The sequence below is a fragment of the Amycolatopsis sp. VS8301801F10 genome (assembly GCF_046195355.1).
Taxonomy (GTDB): Bacteria; Actinomycetota; Actinomycetes; order Mycobacteriales; family Pseudonocardiaceae; genus Amycolatopsis.
Genome location: NZ_CP176065.1, coordinates 83,848 through 99,152 on the forward strand (window position 1 = coordinate 83,848; position 15,305 = coordinate 99,152).

The window sequence follows — 15,305 nt, forward strand, 5'->3', positions numbered from 1 at the left end:
GGCGCAATGTCGCCCGCCAGGGCGACGAGCCGAATGACTCACCGATCCGACCGCAAAGAAGCCGGATCAAAATCCTCCCACCCCTCCTCCACAGCGGACTCAACCGAAGCCGGAGCAGGAGCAGGAGCAGGAAACCGCCTCTCCCCCACCCTCTCCGCCCGCAACCGCTGAAACTCCTCCACCGTCATCCCAGGATCATCATCCGCGGATCGAGCCGGAGCCGCTTTCCCAGACAACGCCTCCACCAGCAACCCCGCCTCCTCCCCCAGCAACAATCCCACCCGGTTGTAGCAATCCTGCTCAGCCTCAGCCATCGCGACCCGCACGACCTCAAGCACCAACGCCGAAACCCGCGAAGGATCCCTCTCCGCCACCGCAGGCGCGAGCCACAACCGCTTCAACGACCCCAGCGCGTCCACGGTCACCTCGACCGACCCGTCCAACGCGTGAGCCGATCCCCGCGCCTCCGCCATCAGCGAGGCGACCTGCACCAGCGCAGCCTCCCGAGAACGAGCCTGCTCAATCAGTTCCCGAGTCTTCACCACGCCACCGGCTCTTCGTCATAGAAATCCGGGTCATCCTCAGCCAACGCCGCATACCCCAACGCGGTCACGGCCTCCGCCCCCAGCACCGGCGCCAATACCTGATGCATCCGATCCCCAGCCCGCCGCTCAGCCCGCCGCGACAACTCCAAAATCTGCGAAGCCACCGCCTCCGACCCGCTCCGCAACGCGGCCCGCGTCAACGTCAGCCCAGTCAGCAACCCGCCCGGCGCGACCTCGACGGAAACCCCACCAGCAGCGGCCTTCCCCACCACCGGCCCGGCCCGCTCGAACCGAGCGGCGGCCGCCTCCCCAGTCCGGGAAGCCTCCTCCATCACCCGCGCCACCGCGCGGTCCATGTCGAACTCAGCCACCACTCACCCCGTAGGCCGGTAGAACCCGATGAACTGCTGCCCGGCGTTGGTCGTCCGGATCTTGCTGATCTGCACCGGATCCCCGGCCTCGACCATCTGCCCGTCGCCGATCACCATCGCGACGTGCCCGGACCACACCACCAAGTCCCCGGGCAGCAACTGATCGATAGAAGGCACCTCAGCCCCAACAGTCTGCTGCTTCGCCGTCCGCGGCAACTGCAATCCAGCGTCCTGATAGGACGTCATGGTCAACCCGCTGCAGTCGAGCCCCTGCCCGCGCGCGGTTCCGCCCCACACATACGGCACGCCCAGCTGAGACAACGCCGCCCGGACCGCCTTGGCCGCGGTCTCGTTCGGCGCCATCACGGTTTTCCCGCCCGGCAGGTTGATCCCGACCCCGCTGCCCGGCTGCGGCGGAACTGCGACCGGCAACCGGGGTTTGCCGGCATAACCGCCGCCGCCTCCACCGCCTCCACCGCCACCGCTGTCTCCGCCGCCTCCACCGCCGTGGCTGACGTGCGCGCCGTTGTTGTTGAACGCCTGCGGCACCGTCGTCGTCGCGCTGCTCGCGGACGTCGATTCCGACCCGCCGAGCCGTTGCCCCAGACCGGTCAGCTTTCCGAGGGTCTCCTCGGTGAACGTCGCCGCCTGCCCGGTCAGCTCGCCGATTTTCGTCTGCAGCTTCAGCAGAATCTGCCGAGCCGCGGCCGCCCGGCTCTCCGGCGGCTGGATCCCGTTGACCGCGGCCAGCGCCTTCATCGAGGACGCGATCTCGCGCAGGATCTGGTCCCGGACCTGATCGTTGCGGATCTCGCCGACGTGCAGCGTCTCCGCCGCCTCCGCGACCGCCCGCTCGATTTCCGCGCTCTCGTCGAGAAGGTCCTGGACTTCCTTCTCCAGATCCTTCGACGTCGCGACCGCGCGCTCCGAGGTCGCCCCGGAACTGGCCTGCGCCAGGTTCACCCGCTGCGCACCCGCGTGCTGGTTGGCCTGGCCGACGGTCGTCTGCAGCGCGACATGCCCGTCGCGCGCGCCGTTGATCGCCGCCGGATCGTGCTTCAGCTTCGCGGCGAACTGATTCGTAGTGTCCAGCCCGTTCCGGACCAGATGATCGACCGGAGCGTTCACGAAAGCCTGCGCAAAGCGTCGCCGTGTTCCTGCTCGACCGCCGCGTAGTTGCCCTGCGTGCGCCGAGCCGCCTCGCCGACGTCGTGCCAGCCGCCGCCGAGCGCGTGCATTCGTTCCTGCAGCGCCCGCATCCGCGCGCCGTACGCGCCGGCGAACCCGGATTCGTCCCCGATCGCGGAGAACCCGTCGCCGGACAGCGTCACGTGCGGACCGAGGTGTGCCTTCGCCGCGGAACGCACCTCGTCGCCGAGTGGGTCGACCTGCTTCGCGTAGTTCTCGTACGCGCCGTCGTCGACATGAAAACCGGACACAACCCGCCCCTCCCCTGAACCCTGCGGCCCAGGTTAGCGGACGGGTTGTGCCCGGACAGGCGAATTGACCGGATCAGGTCAGCCGTTGAGGATCTTCGACAGCCAGTCGCCCTGCGCGGGAACCGCCTTGCCGTCGACCGCGACCGTCGGCGTGCCGAAACCGACCTGGCCGTTGCCGAAGTCCTGCTGCAGCTTCGGGTCGTTCTGGATCTGCTGGAACGCCGCCTGCAGCTGCTGGTCGTAGGTGCCGGCGTTGACCGTCTCCGCGAACTTCGGGTCGCTGATCCCGAGGTCCTGGCCGAGCTTGATCAGCTGCGCCTTGTCGTACCCGCGGCCGCCCTCCGGCGGCTGGTTCTTGAACAGCGCGTCGTGGAACGCGGTGAACTTCTGCTGGTCGGCGGCGGCGAGCGCGGCGTTGGCCGAGTCGAGCGAGTAGCCCGGCGGGTCGGAGTTCTTGTTGAGCAGGATGACCATGTGGTAGCGCACGGCGAGCTGGCCGTCGTTGATCGCCTTCTCCATCCGCGGCCCGAAGTCCTGCTGCAGTTTGGCGCAGTACGGGCACAGGAAGTCGGCGTACAGGTCGATCGTCTTCGGCGCGCCCGGTTTGCCGACCGTCACCACGGCCCCGTCGCGCTTCTCGACCACGCCCGGTCCGAGCGCCGAGGTCGTGCCCGGCTGGATCGCGCTGTCCTGCGTGGCGTTCTTGCTCGAGTTGATCCAGAGCACGCCGCCGATCACGAGCGCGGCGACCACCACGACGGCGGCCACGATCGCGATGATCTTGTTCCGGTCGCTGTTCGAGCCCCGCGCCTGGGCGACCGACCTCGCGGCCGCCGCCTGCTGCCGGCTTTTCCGCGCGTTGCGCGCAGCTCCACCCACTGTTCCTAATTCCCTTCCGCGATGCTCTTGGGGTAGTCGTCCGGGACCTCGCCGGAGTTCCCGGGCTTCCGGCCCTTGCCCCAGCCGAGCCAGCCGTCGACCGAAAGCCACGTGCGCGGCCGGACGAGCAGCCACACCGCGAGCAGGGCGAAGCCGGTGTCGCGCAGGATCTCCTGCGGGTATTCGGTCTGCCCGGCGTTCACCCGCCCGCCGCCGCCGAAGCAGCCGCAGTCGATGCTCAGCCCTCGCGCCCACGACTGCGCGATACCCGCGACCAGCACGGCCAGCAGCAGCAGCGACGCGGCCGCGACCCAGCGCGTGGCCAGTCCGGCGAGCAGCAGCAGCCCGAGCACCAGCTCCAGCAGCGGCAGCCCGGTGGCGACCGGCCGCACCAGCGCGTGCGGGAGCACGTCGTAGGCCTGCACGGCGATGTACGTCTGCCCCGGGTCGGCGATCTTCAGGCCGCCGGACACGAGCCACACGGCGGCCAGCCCGAGCCGGGCGAGCGTGCCGATGGTGTCGAGTAGAGGTTGGGGCAGTCGGCGCACGCGCTTAGGCTAGCCGTCTGACCTGAGAACTATGTGAGCAGCCAACCGGCGAAGCGGAGGCACCGATGCGGTTACGCGCAGTGGTCGCCGCAGTGTTTCTGCTGGTCAGCTGCGTCTCCTGCGGTTCGTCGACGGTGTCCAAGGACGATCCGCTTCCCACCCGGGCGCGTGACGGCAACCACCTGACCATCGGAATCCGGTTCGACGCGCCCGGCCTTTCGCAGCGGACCGTGGACGGCAGGCTCGCCGGTTTCGACGTCGATGTCGCTACTTTCGTCGCACGCGAACTGGGGGTCGAACCGGACCGCATCACCTGGCACGAGACCACCCCGGCGCGCCGCGAAACGGACCTCACCTCGGGCGCGGTCGACCTGGTCGTGGCCACCTATTCGATCACCGACAAGCGGAAACAGCAGGTGAGCTTCGCCGGGCCGTACTTCAGCACCGGCCAGGACCTGCTGGTCCGGCTCACCTCGCCGGACATCACCGGGCCGGAAAGCCTCAACGGCAAGCGGCTCTGCTCGGTCGCCGGCTCGACGCCCGCGCAGATGGTGAAGGACAAGTTCGCGCAGATGGTGAAGCTGGTCGAGTATCCGCGGTATCCGGACTGCGTCACCGCGTTGCTGGCCAATCAGGTCGACGCGGTGACCACGGACGCGGTGATCCTCGCCGGGTACGCCGCGCAGAACCCGGAGCTGCTCAAGGTGGTCGGCCGCCCGTTTTCCACCGAGCGGTACGGCGTCGGCCTGCGCAAGGGCGACACCGAGGGCCAGCACGCGGTGGACGACGCGATCCGGAAGATGGTGTCGACCGGGGCCTGGCGGAAGTCGCTGGAGGCGAACATCGGGCCGTCGAACTACCCGTTGCCGAATCCACCGGAGATCACCGAGCAGTGACCGACCTCGCCTCGCTGCCGGACCTGCCCGTCCGCGCGGTGCTGCCGTCCGTGCTGAGCGCGCTCGACGACCACGGCGCCGCGGTGCTCGTCGCGCCGCCCGGCACCGGCAAGACCACGCTCGTGCCGCTCGCGCTGAACCGCGGCGAAGGACGCGTCGTGGTCGCCGAACCGCGTCGGCTCGCCGCTCGGGCCGCGGCCGGGCGGATGGCGGCGCTGCTGGGCGAGCCGGTCGGAGAGACGGTCGGGTACGCCGTTCGCGGCGACCGGAAGGTGTCGTCGCGGACGCGGATCGAAGTGGTCACGTCGGGGCTGCTGGTGCGGCGGGTGCAGCACGATCCCGAACTGGCCGGGGTGTCGACGGTCCTGCTCGACGAATGCCACGAACGCCATCTCGACGCTGACCTGCTGCTCGCCTTGCTCCTCGACGTCCGCGCGGGGCTGCGCGACGACCTGCGGCTGCTCGCGACGTCGGCGACGGTCGCCTCCGGACGGCTGGCCGAGTTGCTCGGCGACGCCCCGGTGATCACCGCACACGCCCGCACGTATCCGGTTGAGCTGAGCTACCGCGCTCCGGCGCGCGGGGAACGCCCGGAAGCCGCGGTCGCCTCGGCGGTCCGAAAAGCACTGTCCGAAGGGGACGGTGATGTGCTCGCGTTCCTCCCTGGTGCCGGGGAAATCGCGCGTACGTCGGCGTTGCTGAGTTCTCTGGACGCGGACGTGCTTCCGCTGCACGGACGGCTTTCCGCTGCCCGGCAAGACGAAGCGCTGCGGCCGCGCGACCGGCGACGGGTAGTTCTCGCGACCGCCGTCGCCGAGTCGAGCCTGACCGTGCCCGGCGTCCGCGCGGTCGTGGATTCCGGTCTCGCGCGCGTACCCCGGGTGGACCATCGACGCGGTCTCGCCGGACTCGCTACGGTGCGGGTTTCCGCGGCGGTAGCGGAACAACGTGCTGGCCGGGCAGGCCGCGAAGCACCAGGCCGGGCGTACCGGTGCTGGCCGGAGCACGAGCAGGCGACGCTGCCCGCGTATCCAGAGCCGGAAATCCGCACCGCCGAACTGGCACGGTTCGCGTTGGAACTCGCCTGCTGGTCCACTCCGGACGGAACCGGCCTCGCCTGGTGGGACCCGCCCGGCGAAGGCGCGCTCGCCGCCGCGCGAAGCCTGCTCGTGACGCTCGGCGCGACCACGGCCGACGGTGCGGTCACGCCGCGCGGGCAGAAGATGGCCGACCTCGGCCTGCATCCCCGGCTGGCGCGCGCCTTGCTGGACGGTGCCGAGGCCGTTGGCGCTCGGGCGGCTGCGGAAGTGGTCGCGCTGCTCGATGCCGGAGCGACGCTGACCGACGTCGAAGCCGAACTGCGGTGGCTCCGTTCCGCGCACGACGAATCGGCCCGCCGCTGGCAGCGGGACGCGAAACGGTTGGCCGCACTGGTCAATTCGCCAGCGAAACCAGACCCGGACGCCGCATTCGTCGTCGCTCTCGCGCATCCGGAACGCCTGGCACGGCGGCGCGCGGGAGCGGCCCCGGTGTATCTGATGGCCAGCGGCACCGCGGCCGAACTGCCCACCGGCAGCGGGCTGGCCGACGCCGAATGGCTGGCGGTCGCCGAAGCCACCCGCGACCCGGGCCGCGTCCACGGCACCATCCGGCTCGCCGCGACCGCCGACGAAGCACTCGCCGTCCGAGCCGCGCCGACTCTGGTGTCCGAAGTGGACGAAGTGCATTGGGACGGTGATGTCGTCGCTAGACACGTCCGCCGTCTGGGCGCGATCGTGTTGTCGGAAAAGCCGTTGCGCAACCCAGATCCGCAGCTCGTTCACGACGCAGTTGTCGCCGGGCTCCGCGCCGAAGGCCTCGGTTTGCTGCGCTGGAGCCAAGACGGCACGCGCTTGCGCGAACGCCTGGCTTTCCTGCATCGCGTCCTGGGCGAACCGTGGCCGTCCGTGACCGACGAGTCGCTGCTGTCCGATGTGGACAGCTGGCTGGATCTGTCGAAGGTCCGCCGCCGAGCCGACCTCGCGAACGTCGACGCCGGAACCGCCCTGCGCGGACTGCTTCCCTGGCCCGAAGCCGCGCGGCTCGACGAACTCGCCCCGGACCGGCTGGAGGTCCCGTCCGGCTCGCACTACCGCGTGGACTACCACGGCGACCAGCCGGTGCTCGCGGTGAAGCTGCAGGAGACGTTCGGCTGGACCGCCACGCCGTCCCTCGCCGACGGCCGCATACCGGTGGTGCTGCACCTGCTGTCCCCCGCCGGCCGCCCGGCCGCGGTCACCGCCGATCTCGAATCCTTCTGGCGCACCGGCTACGCCGCCGTCCGCGCCGATCTCCGTGGCCGCTATCCGAAGCACCCGTGGCCGGAAGACCCCGCGACCGCCAAGCCGACCCGGCACACCACCCGCCGGTCGCGCTGACCCCTGCCTAAAGTCGGGGTCGGTCCGCGACGGTCGGCTGATGTCCGCGCACCCCGCGCGGGCGCAGACTTCGCCCTATGATCACGTTTCGCGGATTGACGAAGCGCTACGGCCAGAAAACGGTGGTCAACGGCCTCACCTCGGTCATCGAGACAGGCACGGTGACCGGGTTCCTCGGCCCGAACGGCGCGGGCAAGTCCACCACCATGCGGATGACCGTCGGCCTCGACTGGCCGGACTCCGGCGACGCGCTGATCCGCGGCAAACCGTATGCCGAACTGCGGTATCCGTTGCGGGAAGTCGGTGCGTTGCTGGATGCGAAAGCCGTGCATCCCGGCCGCAGCGCGGGCAAACACCTGCTCGCGATGGCGCGCAGCAACGGAATCGCCGCGAGCCGCGTCGAGGAAGTGCTCGCGACGGTCGGGCTGAGCGACGTCGCGGGCAAGCGCACCGGGACGTTCTCGCTCGGCATGAGCCAGCGGCTCGGCATCGCCGGCGCGCTGCTCGGCGACCCGGGCGTGCTGATGTTCGACGAGCCGGTCAACGGCCTCGACCCGGACGGCGTCCGCTGGGTGCGGCAGCTGATGCGTTCGCTCGCCGCCGAAGGACGCACGGTGTTCGTGTCCAGCCACCTGATGAGCGAGATGCAGCTGACCGCGGACCGGCTGCTGGTCATCGGCAAGGGATCGATCCTCGCCGACGCGGCGATCGGCGACTTCATCGCGGGCAACTCGAGCCGCTCGGTCGCGGTGCGCGTGCCGGATCCGGCCGAGCGCGCGAAACTCGCGGACTGGCTTCGGAGCAGCGGCCGGACCGTCGTGCCCGGGGAGGACAGCGAACTGCTCGTCGACGAGACGAGCGCGGCCGAAATCGGGGACCTGGCGCACGAACTGGGCGTCCGGTTGCACGGGCTGACGGAACGGACCGCCTCGCTGGAGCAGGCGTACATGGAACTGACTGCCGGATCGGTGGAATACGGGGTTACGGCATGACGAAGCTGGCGATTTCGGCGGAGTGGACCAAGTTCTGGTCGGTGCGGGCGACGTGGCTCTCGTTGTCCGGCGGGGTGCTGCTGATGGCGTTCTACTCGGTCGTTTCGGGGATTTCCCAGCACGCGGGCAGCGATCGGCAGCAGACCGCGCACGGCATCGTCAACGCCGGGGCGATCTACCTGGTCGAGTTCTGCGTGCTCGCGGTGGCGACGTTGTTCGTGACCAGCGAGTACACCAGCGGGTCGATTCGCTCGACGCTGCAATGGGTTCCGGTGCGGCCGCGGGTCACCGCCGCCAAGGCCGTGGTGCTGGTGCCGGTGCTGTTCGGCTACGGCGTGGTGGTCGCCGCGCTGGGCATGGGGGTCGCCTCGGTGCTGATGCGTGGGGCTGGGGGTCCCACGTCACTGGCACAGGGGGCGGCCACCGCGCTCGGCATGGGGGCGTATTTCGCCCTGCTCGGCGTGCTGTGCCTGGGGATTTCGTTCGTGCTGCGCAGTGCGGCGGGGACGCTGGTGGTGGTGATCGTGCTGCTGCTGCCGTTGCCGATGCTGATGTCGTCGTACGTGTTTCCCGGGGCGCTGGACTACTTCCCGGCCTTCGCGGGAATCAACGCGATGGTGCCGCCGGGCGAGGTGAATCCGCTGCTCGGCAGCCTGCCGCCGTACGGACCTTGGGTCGGCGTGCTGATCTGCCTCGGCTGGGCGGTCGCCGGCATCGGCGCCGGGACCGCGCTGCTGAACCGCCGCGACGCCTGAGCCGCCCTTCGGGAAGGTTCGTGAGGGGAATCAGAGTCCGTGAAAGTTCCCCCTCACGGATCCCGGCAGGGCCGGTCAGGCGTCCGGCAACCCCAATCCGGCGAGCACGGCACGGGCTCCGGCAACCAGTTCGGCTTCGGTCGGCGGGTTGACGGAGCCCGTGCCCGCCAATGCGTCGAAGATCGATCCGTCGAGCCATCCGATGAGCACCCGCGTGTGGTCCTCCGGAGCCGGAGACCCCGCCGCGGCAAGCACTTCCGCACACCGGCGGCGCAATTCCAGCCCGCCGGCGTCGTATCGCGCGCGCAGTTCCGGCCGCCGGACCGATTCCAGCGCGAATTCGTACCGCGCCAGCATCCTGGTGCGGCCGGCGGTGATCGACCGGCGCACCATCGCGCCCAGGAACTCCGCGAGTTTCCCTTCCGGCGGCGCGACTTCGGCCTGGTCCAGCGCGACCATCCGGTCCGCGGCCAGCTCCAGCAGGGCGAGGCGGGTGCGCGCGTAGTACGACGTCGAGCCCGCGGGCAGCCCGGCCGCCCGGTCGACGGCGCGATGGGTCAGGCCGCGCATGCCCTCGGCCGCGATGACCTCGATGGCCGCGTCGCCGAGCACAGCTCTCCGTTCCACTCCCGGCACCCTACAGGTGTAGAGTCCTCTACAGAAGTAGAGGAGGTCGGCATGGCTACGCGACGCGCGGTCGTGGTCGGGGGCGGCATCGGCGGACTGGCCGCGGCGATCGGAGTGCGCCGGGTCGGCTGGGAGGTCACGGTGCTCGAACGGGCGCCGGAGCTGACCGCCATCGGCGCGGGAATCTCGTTGTGGCCCAACGCGCAGCGAGCGCTGGCCGAGCTAGGAGTCGAGCCGCGGCTCTCGGCGCAGCGCGGTGGCGGTCTGGTCGACTGGCGCGGGCGTCGGCTGGCCGACTGGGACGCGGACCTCTTCGTACGCAGCCACGGATTGCCGCTGGGCGCGATTCACCGGGCGCACCTGATCGAAACGCTGCGGTCAGCGTTGCCGGACGAATGCCTGAAGACCGGGGTCGAGGTGACTCGGGTCGAGCAGAACGGCGTGGTGCACCACGATTCCGGCTCGATGGAAGCGGACCTGATCGTGGCGGCAGACGGGATCAACAGCCCGATCCGGCAGGCGCTTTTCCCGGCCGCGCGCGTGGAGTACAGCGGTGGTGCGGCGTTCCGTGGCATCGCCAAACTGCCGCTGAAGGCTACGTTGAGCACGACGTGGGCCGCGGGCATCGAAGTCGGGCTCCTGCCGCTGCTGGACGACGAGGTGTACTGGTGGGTCTCCGAAGCCCGCCCGGCCGGGATCCGGCACGACGACATCCGCGCGTACCTCAGCGCGAAGTACGGGCACTGGCACGACCCGATTCCGCAGCTCATCGACGCCACGCCGAAAATCCTGCTGCACGACACGCATCACCTGGCGACACCGCTGCCCAGCTACACCCGCGGCCGCATCGCGCTCCTCGGAGACGCCGCGCACGCGATGCCGCCGTTCCTCGGACAAGGCGGTTGCCAGGCGCTGGAGGACGCGGTGGTGCTGGCATCGCACGTCCGAGATTCCACAGTGGACGAAGCGCTTCGCCGTTATGACGCGGAACGTCGGCCGCGCACGCAGAAGGTCGCGAAGGCGTCGATCCAGGCCGGGGCAAGCGGGCCACTCCTCCGCAACCCGGTAGCAGTCGCGCTGCGAACCGCGTTCACCCGGTTGCTCCCCGCAGCGGTCACTACCCGGGTCGGAGCCGGCATCAGCCGCTGGCAACCGCCGAAGCTTTAAACCAGCCCCGCTTCAAACGCGGTGATCGCGGCCTGCACCCGGTTCCGCACGTCCAGCCGGGTCAGGATCGTGCTCACGTGCGCCTTCACCGTGCCCTCCACGACGAACATCCGCGCCGCGATGTCCGCATTGGACAGTCCTTCGGCCAGCAGCACCAGCACTTCCCGTTCCCGGTTCGTCAAAACGCTCACCCGTTCGCGGGCGGTCGCGGCCCGGCTGAACCGGTTGCCGGACAGGCGCGTGATCACCCGGTGCGCGACCTTCGGCGACAGGAACGCCGCGCCGTCGGCGACCGCGTGCACCCCGGCGAGCAGCTCACGCGGATCGCCCGCCTTGAGCAGGAACCCGCTCGCGCCAAGGCCCAGCGCGCGTTCGATGTACTCGTCCTCCCCGAACGTCGTCAGCATGAGGACGCCGGTGTCCGGCAGCAGCTTGCGGATCTCCTCGGCCGCGGCGAGCCCGTCGAGACCGGGCATGCGGATGTCGAGCAACGCGACGTCCGGCCGGTTCGCGCGCGCCAGTTCGACCGCCGCCCGTCCGTCCGCGGCTTCGGCCACCACCTCGATTTCCTTGTCCGAGGCCAGAATCGCGGCCACGCCGGCGCGGATCATCGCTTCGTCGTCGGCCAGCAGTACGCGGATCACTGTTCGTCCTCACTGTAGAGATCCTTGCTCGCCACTCGATCGTCCACAAAGCACAGTCGATAGACGGCATAGTTGAAGTTGAGCCAGCTCCGGCCGGCCCCGTAGTACTCGCAGGTGCTTCCGGGCGGCTGCGGCGGCACGTTGATCGAGGGCAACGTCGTGCGCTGGCGGGCGGGCAGCATCGGCTCGACCGCCGAACGCGGCATGCCGAGCCGGATCCGCGCGTACGCATCCGGCGGCAGCTCCGACGACGACCACTGGACCAGGAACGTCACGCCCGCCCCGCCGACGACCACCCCGAACAGCGCCAACGGCACCACGATCGCCTGCACCAGGCTCGACCGCACGGCGCGCCGGGCGCGTTCCAGCTCGCGCGCGGCCTGCCCGATCCCATCGTCGTCCTGTTCCGGCGCGGGCGCGGAGTCGTGCGGCAGGCTGGCCGCGACCTCGAACCCGCCGCCCGCCGGGCCCGCGGTCAGGCTGCCGCCGACCAGCCGCACCCGCTCGTGCAGGCCGATCAGCCCCCGCTGCCCGGACCGGCCGGGCAGCGGTCCGGCGGGCGGCGGCGCGTTCCGGACCCGGACGTCGGTCGCCTCGCCGGTGCTGGTCACGACCACCGTGACGGCCGCGCCGGGCGCGTACTTCGCCGCGTTCGTGAGCCCTTCCTGCACCACGCGGTAGACGGCCCGCGCGACCATCGGCGGCGCGCTGTCCAGGTTGGCGATCCGCGCGCCGATCTCGATCCCGGACGCCCGCGCGCGGTCGATCAGCTCCCCCAGATCGCCCTGCACCGGCTCGACCGGCGCGGCGTCCTCGCGCAGCACGCCGATGATCTCGCGCAGCCGTTCGGTCGCCGTCGCCGCGCCCGCCCGGAGCTGTCCGGCGGCCTCGCGTTGCTTCTCGCCAAGCTCGCGGTCGACCTCCAGCGCCGCCGCCCGCACCGCGATCAGGCTCAGCTCGTGCCCGAGCGAATCGTGCATGTCGCTGGCGATCCGCGCCCGTTCCCGCAACCGCGCTTCCTGCGCGACCAGCCGGTGCCGGCTCTCCATCTCCTCGGCACGCCGCCATCCGTCCTGGGCGAGTTCGCGCCGCAACCGCACGTGCCGGCCGAGCAGGCACGGCGCGACCCCGGCGAACGCGAGCGTGCCGAGCACCGCGCCCCACGCGTCGAAGCTCGAGGTCGGCAGCAAGGCCAGCGGAATCCCGGCTGCCGCGATCGCGAAAAAGCAGGTCATCGCGACGCGCGCCCTGGCCAGCCGCAGACCGGCCAGGTAGGAGATCACGACGATCAGGAAGAACTCCCACACCGCCACCCGGCCGCCCCAGCCGAACGCGATGACGAGCGCCGTCGCCATCGCCACCGCCAGCGCGAACGCCGGATAGACGCGGGCCGTCGCCATCGCCGCGGTGACCGACGCCAGGCCGTAGGCGAGTTCCCAGCTGTTCGCGCTGTTCGACGCGTCGAGCAGGACGAATCCGCACAACGCGGCCCAGAGCAGCACGTCGAACGCCACGCGCCAGCGAACTCGCGTCGCTTCCTTCATTCCGCTGACGCTACAAGGGCCGCCCGATTCGTCACCACTGCCGAAAGTCAAGGGCGGGATCGTGCGGCATGATGGGTCACCATGGCTGAACGCACCTTGGCCGAGCAGCTCGGCGCTCCGCTGCCGGACGGCATCGAATCCCTTCCTGAGCAGCACAAACAGGATCTGGCGGCGGCGTTGCGGGACGCCCGGCACCGGCAGGCGCAGGCGCTCGCCCGCGCGGGTGAGGAAAGCCTGAAGTACGTGCCGGCGCTGCTGCGCGGCGCGGTGCGGAAGGCGGTCGGCCTGTGAACCCCGAGATCCTGAAGCTCGCCCGGGTGCTGGATGTCGACCCCGCCCGGCTCGGCTACCTCGCCGACGTCGACCAGGGAGAGGTGCGGCTGCTGCGCGAGCAGGTGACGACCACGCTGTTCGACGCGAACCTCGTCGTGCTGGAGCGGATGGCGCTGGCGAGCAGACTGCTGCCGGCCGGGGTGACCGCGAAGATCGCGGAGAAGGTGTTCGGCCCGCTGCTGTGCGCGCGGATCGCCGGGCTGGTCGACGTGTCCCGTGGTGTCGACGTCGCGAAACGGCTGTCGCCGAAGTTCCTCGCGTCGGTCGCGGCGGAGCTGGATCCGCGGCGCGCGACGGCGATCATCACGCGGATCCCGGTGCAGACGGTCGTAGCGGTCGCCGAGGAACTGACCCGCCGCGAGGACTGGATCACGCTCGGCCGGTTTGTCGGCCACCTGCCGGACGACACGGTCCGCCGCTGCGTCGGCCTGCTGGACGACGCCGGCCTCCTGCACACCGCGTACGTGCTGGACGACCGGAGCCGGATCGACCACATGCTCAGCCTGCTCGGCGACGACCGGCTGCCCTCGTTGGTCCGTACTGCCGCGGCGGACGAATCGCTGTGGGCCCCGGCGTTGGACGTGCTGGCCCACCTGAACGAAACTCGCCGGGCAACGGTGCGACCGCTGCTCGACGAGCTTCCGGAAGAGCTGCGAACCCGCGCGGAGGCGGCTCTCGGCTAGGCCACGATCAGGTAGATCCCGTACCCGATCACCGCGGCGCAGATCGTGAAGCACGCGACCGCGCCGGTCAGCTGAACCGTGCCGCTGCCGCCGTTCGCGCGGGCGATCACGCGCTCGGACAGCCCGCGCACCCCGTACGCGAACAGCCCGGTGAGCACGACCGCCGCGGCCAGCGCCACCACGAAAACGATGCCGAGGGCACCCCAGTTGATCGCCATGTCGTGCTCCCTCAGGCCGCGACCGGGGCGGCGTCGGCAGCCTCCGGATCGTTGTTGACAGTGGCCGGCGTGACCGGGTTGCGCCGCGACACGAGCCAGATGCCCAGCGCGAGCAGCACCCCGACACCGCCGACGAGGACGGTTCCCCAGCTGCCGCGCGTGGAAACCGCGGCGGCGACGGCCCCGACGATCGCGGCGGCGGGCAGCGTGAGCGCCCAGGCGAGCACCATCCTGCCCGCGACGCCCCAGCGGACCTCGGCGAGCTTCCGGCCGAGCCCCGAGCCGATGATGCCGCCCGAGGTGACGTGCGTGGTCGACAGCGCGAAGCCGAGGTGCGACGAGGCCAGGATGACCGCCGCGGAACTCGTCTCGGCGGCGAAACCTTGCGGCGTCTGGATTTCGGTGAGCTTCTTGCCCATCGTCTGGATGATGCGCCAGCCGCCGAAGTAGGTGCCGAGCGCGATCGCCAAACCGGACGCGAGGATGACCCAGACCGGCGGGCTCGACCCCGGCGCGAGCGAACCGCCCGCGATCAGCGCGAGCGTGATGACGCCCATCGTCTTCTGCGCGTCGTTGGTGCCGTGCGCGAGCGAAACGAGGCTCGCCGAAAGCACCTGGCCGGTCTTGAAACCCTTGCCGACGACGTCTTGCCGTGCCTTGGCGGTGATCCGGTAGACGAGGAAGGTGCCGGCGATCGCGACGACGCCCGCCACCACCGGCGACGCGATGGCCGGGATCAGCACCTTTTCGACGACCTTCGCGAAGTGCACGGCGTCCGCACCGGAGGCGATCCAGGTCGCCCCGATCAGCCCGCCGAACAACGCGTGCGACGAACTCGACGGCAGCCCGACCAGCCACGTCACGAGATTCCAGACGATGGCCCCGACCAATCCGGCGAAAATCACCACCGGCGTGACCTTGGCGTCGTCGACGATCCCGCCGGAAATGGTTTTCGCGACCTCGATGGAAAGAAACGCGCCGACGAGATTCAGCACCGCGGAAATCGCGACCGCGACCCGGGGCTTGAGCGCACCGGTGGCGATCGAAGTGGCCATCGCGTTGGCCGTGTCGTGGAACCCGTTGGTGAAGTCGAAGGCCAGCGCCGCGACGATCACCACCAGGACGATGAGAGAAAAGTCCATGCCCGCTCTCCTGGTCGGAGTGTCCTGCGGGAGTGACGGTACCGACGCCGGCGGGGACTCCAGATCCCTCAGCGGGTGGCCAGTAGTTGAACTCTGAATGAACGT

General features: G+C 70.4%; 18 protein-coding genes. 7 read left to right on the plus strand and 11 right to left on the minus strand.

Annotation, left to right across the window (positions count from 1 at the left end):
* Nucleotides 1–38: 38 nt before the first annotated feature.
* From F9C11_RS00410 to F9C11_RS00435, 6 genes are all read right to left on the minus strand, one after another.
* Complete coding sequence (locus F9C11_RS00410) at nucleotides 39–545, minus strand: YbaB/EbfC family nucleoid-associated protein (RefSeq protein ID WP_409182977.1); 507 nt, start codon at nucleotides 543–545, stop codon at nucleotides 39–41.
* Nucleotides 539–919, minus strand: coding sequence for a YbaB/EbfC family DNA-binding protein (locus F9C11_RS00415; RefSeq protein WP_409182978.1), 381 nt, complete (start codon nucleotides 917–919; stop codon nucleotides 539–541). The genes F9C11_RS00410 and F9C11_RS00415 overlap by 7 nt, the downstream gene beginning before the upstream one ends.
* Complete coding sequence (locus F9C11_RS00420; protein ID WP_409182979.1) at nucleotides 920–2,044, minus strand: C40 family peptidase; 1,125 nt, start codon at nucleotides 2,042–2,044, stop codon at nucleotides 920–922.
* The gene (locus F9C11_RS00425; protein ID WP_409182980.1) at nucleotides 2,041–2,355 is read right to left on the minus strand and encodes a hypothetical protein; all 315 of its coding nucleotides are present in this window, start codon (nucleotides 2,353–2,355) and stop codon (nucleotides 2,041–2,043) included. The genes F9C11_RS00420 and F9C11_RS00425 overlap by 4 nt, the downstream gene beginning before the upstream one ends.
* A 78-nt stretch (nucleotides 2,356–2,433) precedes the next feature.
* Nucleotides 2,434–3,234 carry a DsbA family protein gene (locus F9C11_RS00430; protein ID WP_409182981.1) on the minus strand — a complete coding sequence of 267 codons (801 nt, stop codon included), beginning with the start codon at nucleotides 3,232–3,234 and terminating at the stop codon, nucleotides 2,434–2,436.
* 5 nt (nucleotides 3,235–3,239) lie between these two features.
* Nucleotides 3,240–3,749, minus strand: a complete 510-nt coding sequence (locus F9C11_RS00435) for a MauE/DoxX family redox-associated membrane protein (RefSeq protein ID WP_409187100.1) — start codon at nucleotides 3,747–3,749, stop codon at nucleotides 3,240–3,242.
* A gap of 98 nt (nucleotides 3,750–3,847) precedes the next feature.
* Between F9C11_RS00435 and F9C11_RS00440 the strand changes: the two genes are divergently transcribed.
* The 4 genes from F9C11_RS00440 (at nucleotide 3,848) to F9C11_RS00455 (ending at nucleotide 8,842) form a co-directional block, all read left to right on the plus strand.
* Entirely contained in the window at nucleotides 3,848–4,678 is an 831-nt protein-coding gene (locus tag F9C11_RS00440; protein ID WP_409182982.1) for a glutamate ABC transporter substrate-binding protein, read from the plus strand.
* A complete protein-coding gene (gene hrpB, locus F9C11_RS00445; protein ID WP_409182983.1) occupies nucleotides 4,675–7,095 on the plus strand; it encodes an ATP-dependent helicase HrpB in 2,421 nt (806 codons plus the stop codon). Before F9C11_RS00440 ends, hrpB begins: the two co-directional genes overlap by 4 nt.
* 77 nt (nucleotides 7,096–7,172) lie before the next feature.
* Nucleotides 7,173–8,087, plus strand: coding sequence for an ATP-binding cassette domain-containing protein (locus F9C11_RS00450; RefSeq protein WP_409182984.1), 915 nt, complete (start codon nucleotides 7,173–7,175; stop codon nucleotides 8,085–8,087).
* Nucleotides 8,084–8,842, plus strand: coding sequence for an ABC transporter permease (locus tag F9C11_RS00455; protein WP_409182985.1), 759 nt, complete (start codon nucleotides 8,084–8,086; stop codon nucleotides 8,840–8,842). Before F9C11_RS00450 ends, F9C11_RS00455 begins: the two co-directional genes overlap by 4 nt.
* Before the next feature lie 75 nt (nucleotides 8,843–8,917).
* Here F9C11_RS00455 and F9C11_RS00460 read toward each other — a convergent pair whose 3' ends face one another.
* On the minus strand, nucleotides 8,918–9,412 hold the full coding sequence (locus F9C11_RS00460) for a TetR/AcrR family transcriptional regulator (protein WP_409187101.1): 495 nt from the start codon (nucleotides 9,410–9,412) through the stop codon (nucleotides 8,918–8,920).
* A 108-nt stretch (nucleotides 9,413–9,520) separates the two neighbouring features.
* On the opposite strand from F9C11_RS00460, the gene F9C11_RS00465 reads away from it, so the two are divergent.
* On the plus strand, nucleotides 9,521–10,636 hold the full coding sequence (locus F9C11_RS00465; RefSeq protein ID WP_409182986.1) for an FAD-dependent monooxygenase: 1,116 nt from the start codon (nucleotides 9,521–9,523) through the stop codon (nucleotides 10,634–10,636).
* Here the strand turns inward: F9C11_RS00465 and F9C11_RS00470 are convergent.
* Entirely contained in the window at nucleotides 10,633–11,280 is a 648-nt protein-coding gene (locus F9C11_RS00470; protein ID WP_409182987.1) for a response regulator, read from the minus strand. The two genes, F9C11_RS00465 and F9C11_RS00470, sit on opposite strands and share 4 nt — an antisense overlap.
* Nucleotides 11,277–12,824, minus strand: coding sequence for a sensor histidine kinase (locus F9C11_RS00475; protein WP_409182988.1), 1,548 nt, complete (start codon nucleotides 12,822–12,824; stop codon nucleotides 11,277–11,279). The genes F9C11_RS00470 and F9C11_RS00475 overlap by 4 nt, the downstream gene beginning before the upstream one ends.
* 81 nt (nucleotides 12,825–12,905) lie before the next feature.
* Between F9C11_RS00475 and F9C11_RS00480 the strand changes: the two genes are divergently transcribed.
* Complete coding sequence (locus tag F9C11_RS00480; protein ID WP_037355092.1) at nucleotides 12,906–13,115, plus strand: hypothetical protein; 210 nt, start codon at nucleotides 12,906–12,908, stop codon at nucleotides 13,113–13,115.
* On the plus strand, nucleotides 13,112–13,840 hold the full coding sequence (locus F9C11_RS00485) for a hypothetical protein (protein ID WP_409182989.1): 729 nt from the start codon (nucleotides 13,112–13,114) through the stop codon (nucleotides 13,838–13,840). The genes F9C11_RS00480 and F9C11_RS00485 overlap by 4 nt, the downstream gene beginning before the upstream one ends.
* On the opposite strand, the gene F9C11_RS00490 is transcribed toward F9C11_RS00485, so the two are convergent.
* Nucleotides 13,837–14,058, minus strand: coding sequence for a hypothetical protein (locus F9C11_RS00490; RefSeq protein ID WP_409182990.1), 222 nt, complete (start codon nucleotides 14,056–14,058; stop codon nucleotides 13,837–13,839). The two genes, F9C11_RS00485 and F9C11_RS00490, sit on opposite strands and share 4 nt — an antisense overlap.
* An 11-nt stretch (nucleotides 14,059–14,069) precedes the next feature.
* Nucleotides 14,070–15,200, minus strand: a complete 1,131-nt coding sequence (locus F9C11_RS00495) for an anion permease (RefSeq protein WP_409182991.1) — start codon at nucleotides 15,198–15,200, stop codon at nucleotides 14,070–14,072.
* Between the last annotated feature and the right edge of the window lie 105 nt (nucleotides 15,201–15,305).

Excerpts from the sequence above, each read along its gene's own strand:
- F9C11_RS00450 (WP_409182984.1), top strand. The coding sequence starts at position 7,173 with ATGATCACGTTTCGCGGATTGACGAAGCGCTACGGCCAGAAAACGGTG.
- F9C11_RS00455 (WP_409182985.1), top strand. The coding sequence starts at position 8,084 with ATGACGAAGCTGGCGATTTCGGCGGAGTGGACCAAGTTCTGGTCGGTG.
- F9C11_RS00480 (WP_037355092.1), top strand. The coding sequence starts at position 12,906 with ATGGCTGAACGCACCTTGGCCGAGCAGCTCGGCGCTCCGCTGCCGGAC.
- F9C11_RS00460 (WP_409187101.1), bottom strand. The coding sequence starts at position 9,412 with ATGCGCGGCCTGACCCATCGCGCCGTCGACCGGGCGGCCGGGCTGCCC.
- F9C11_RS00465 (WP_409182986.1), top strand. The coding sequence starts at position 9,521 with ATGGCTACGCGACGCGCGGTCGTGGTCGGGGGCGGCATCGGCGGACTG.
- F9C11_RS00440 (WP_409182982.1), top strand. The coding sequence starts at position 3,848 with ATGCGGTTACGCGCAGTGGTCGCCGCAGTGTTTCTGCTGGTCAGCTGC.
- F9C11_RS00495 (WP_409182991.1), bottom strand. The coding sequence starts at position 15,200 with ATGGACTTTTCTCTCATCGTCCTGGTGGTGATCGTCGCGGCGCTGGCC.
- F9C11_RS00475 (WP_409182988.1), bottom strand. The coding sequence starts at position 12,824 with ATGAAGGAAGCGACGCGAGTTCGCTGGCGCGTGGCGTTCGACGTGCTG.
- F9C11_RS00490 (WP_409182990.1), bottom strand. The coding sequence starts at position 14,058 with ATGGCGATCAACTGGGGTGCCCTCGGCATCGTTTTCGTGGTGGCGCTG.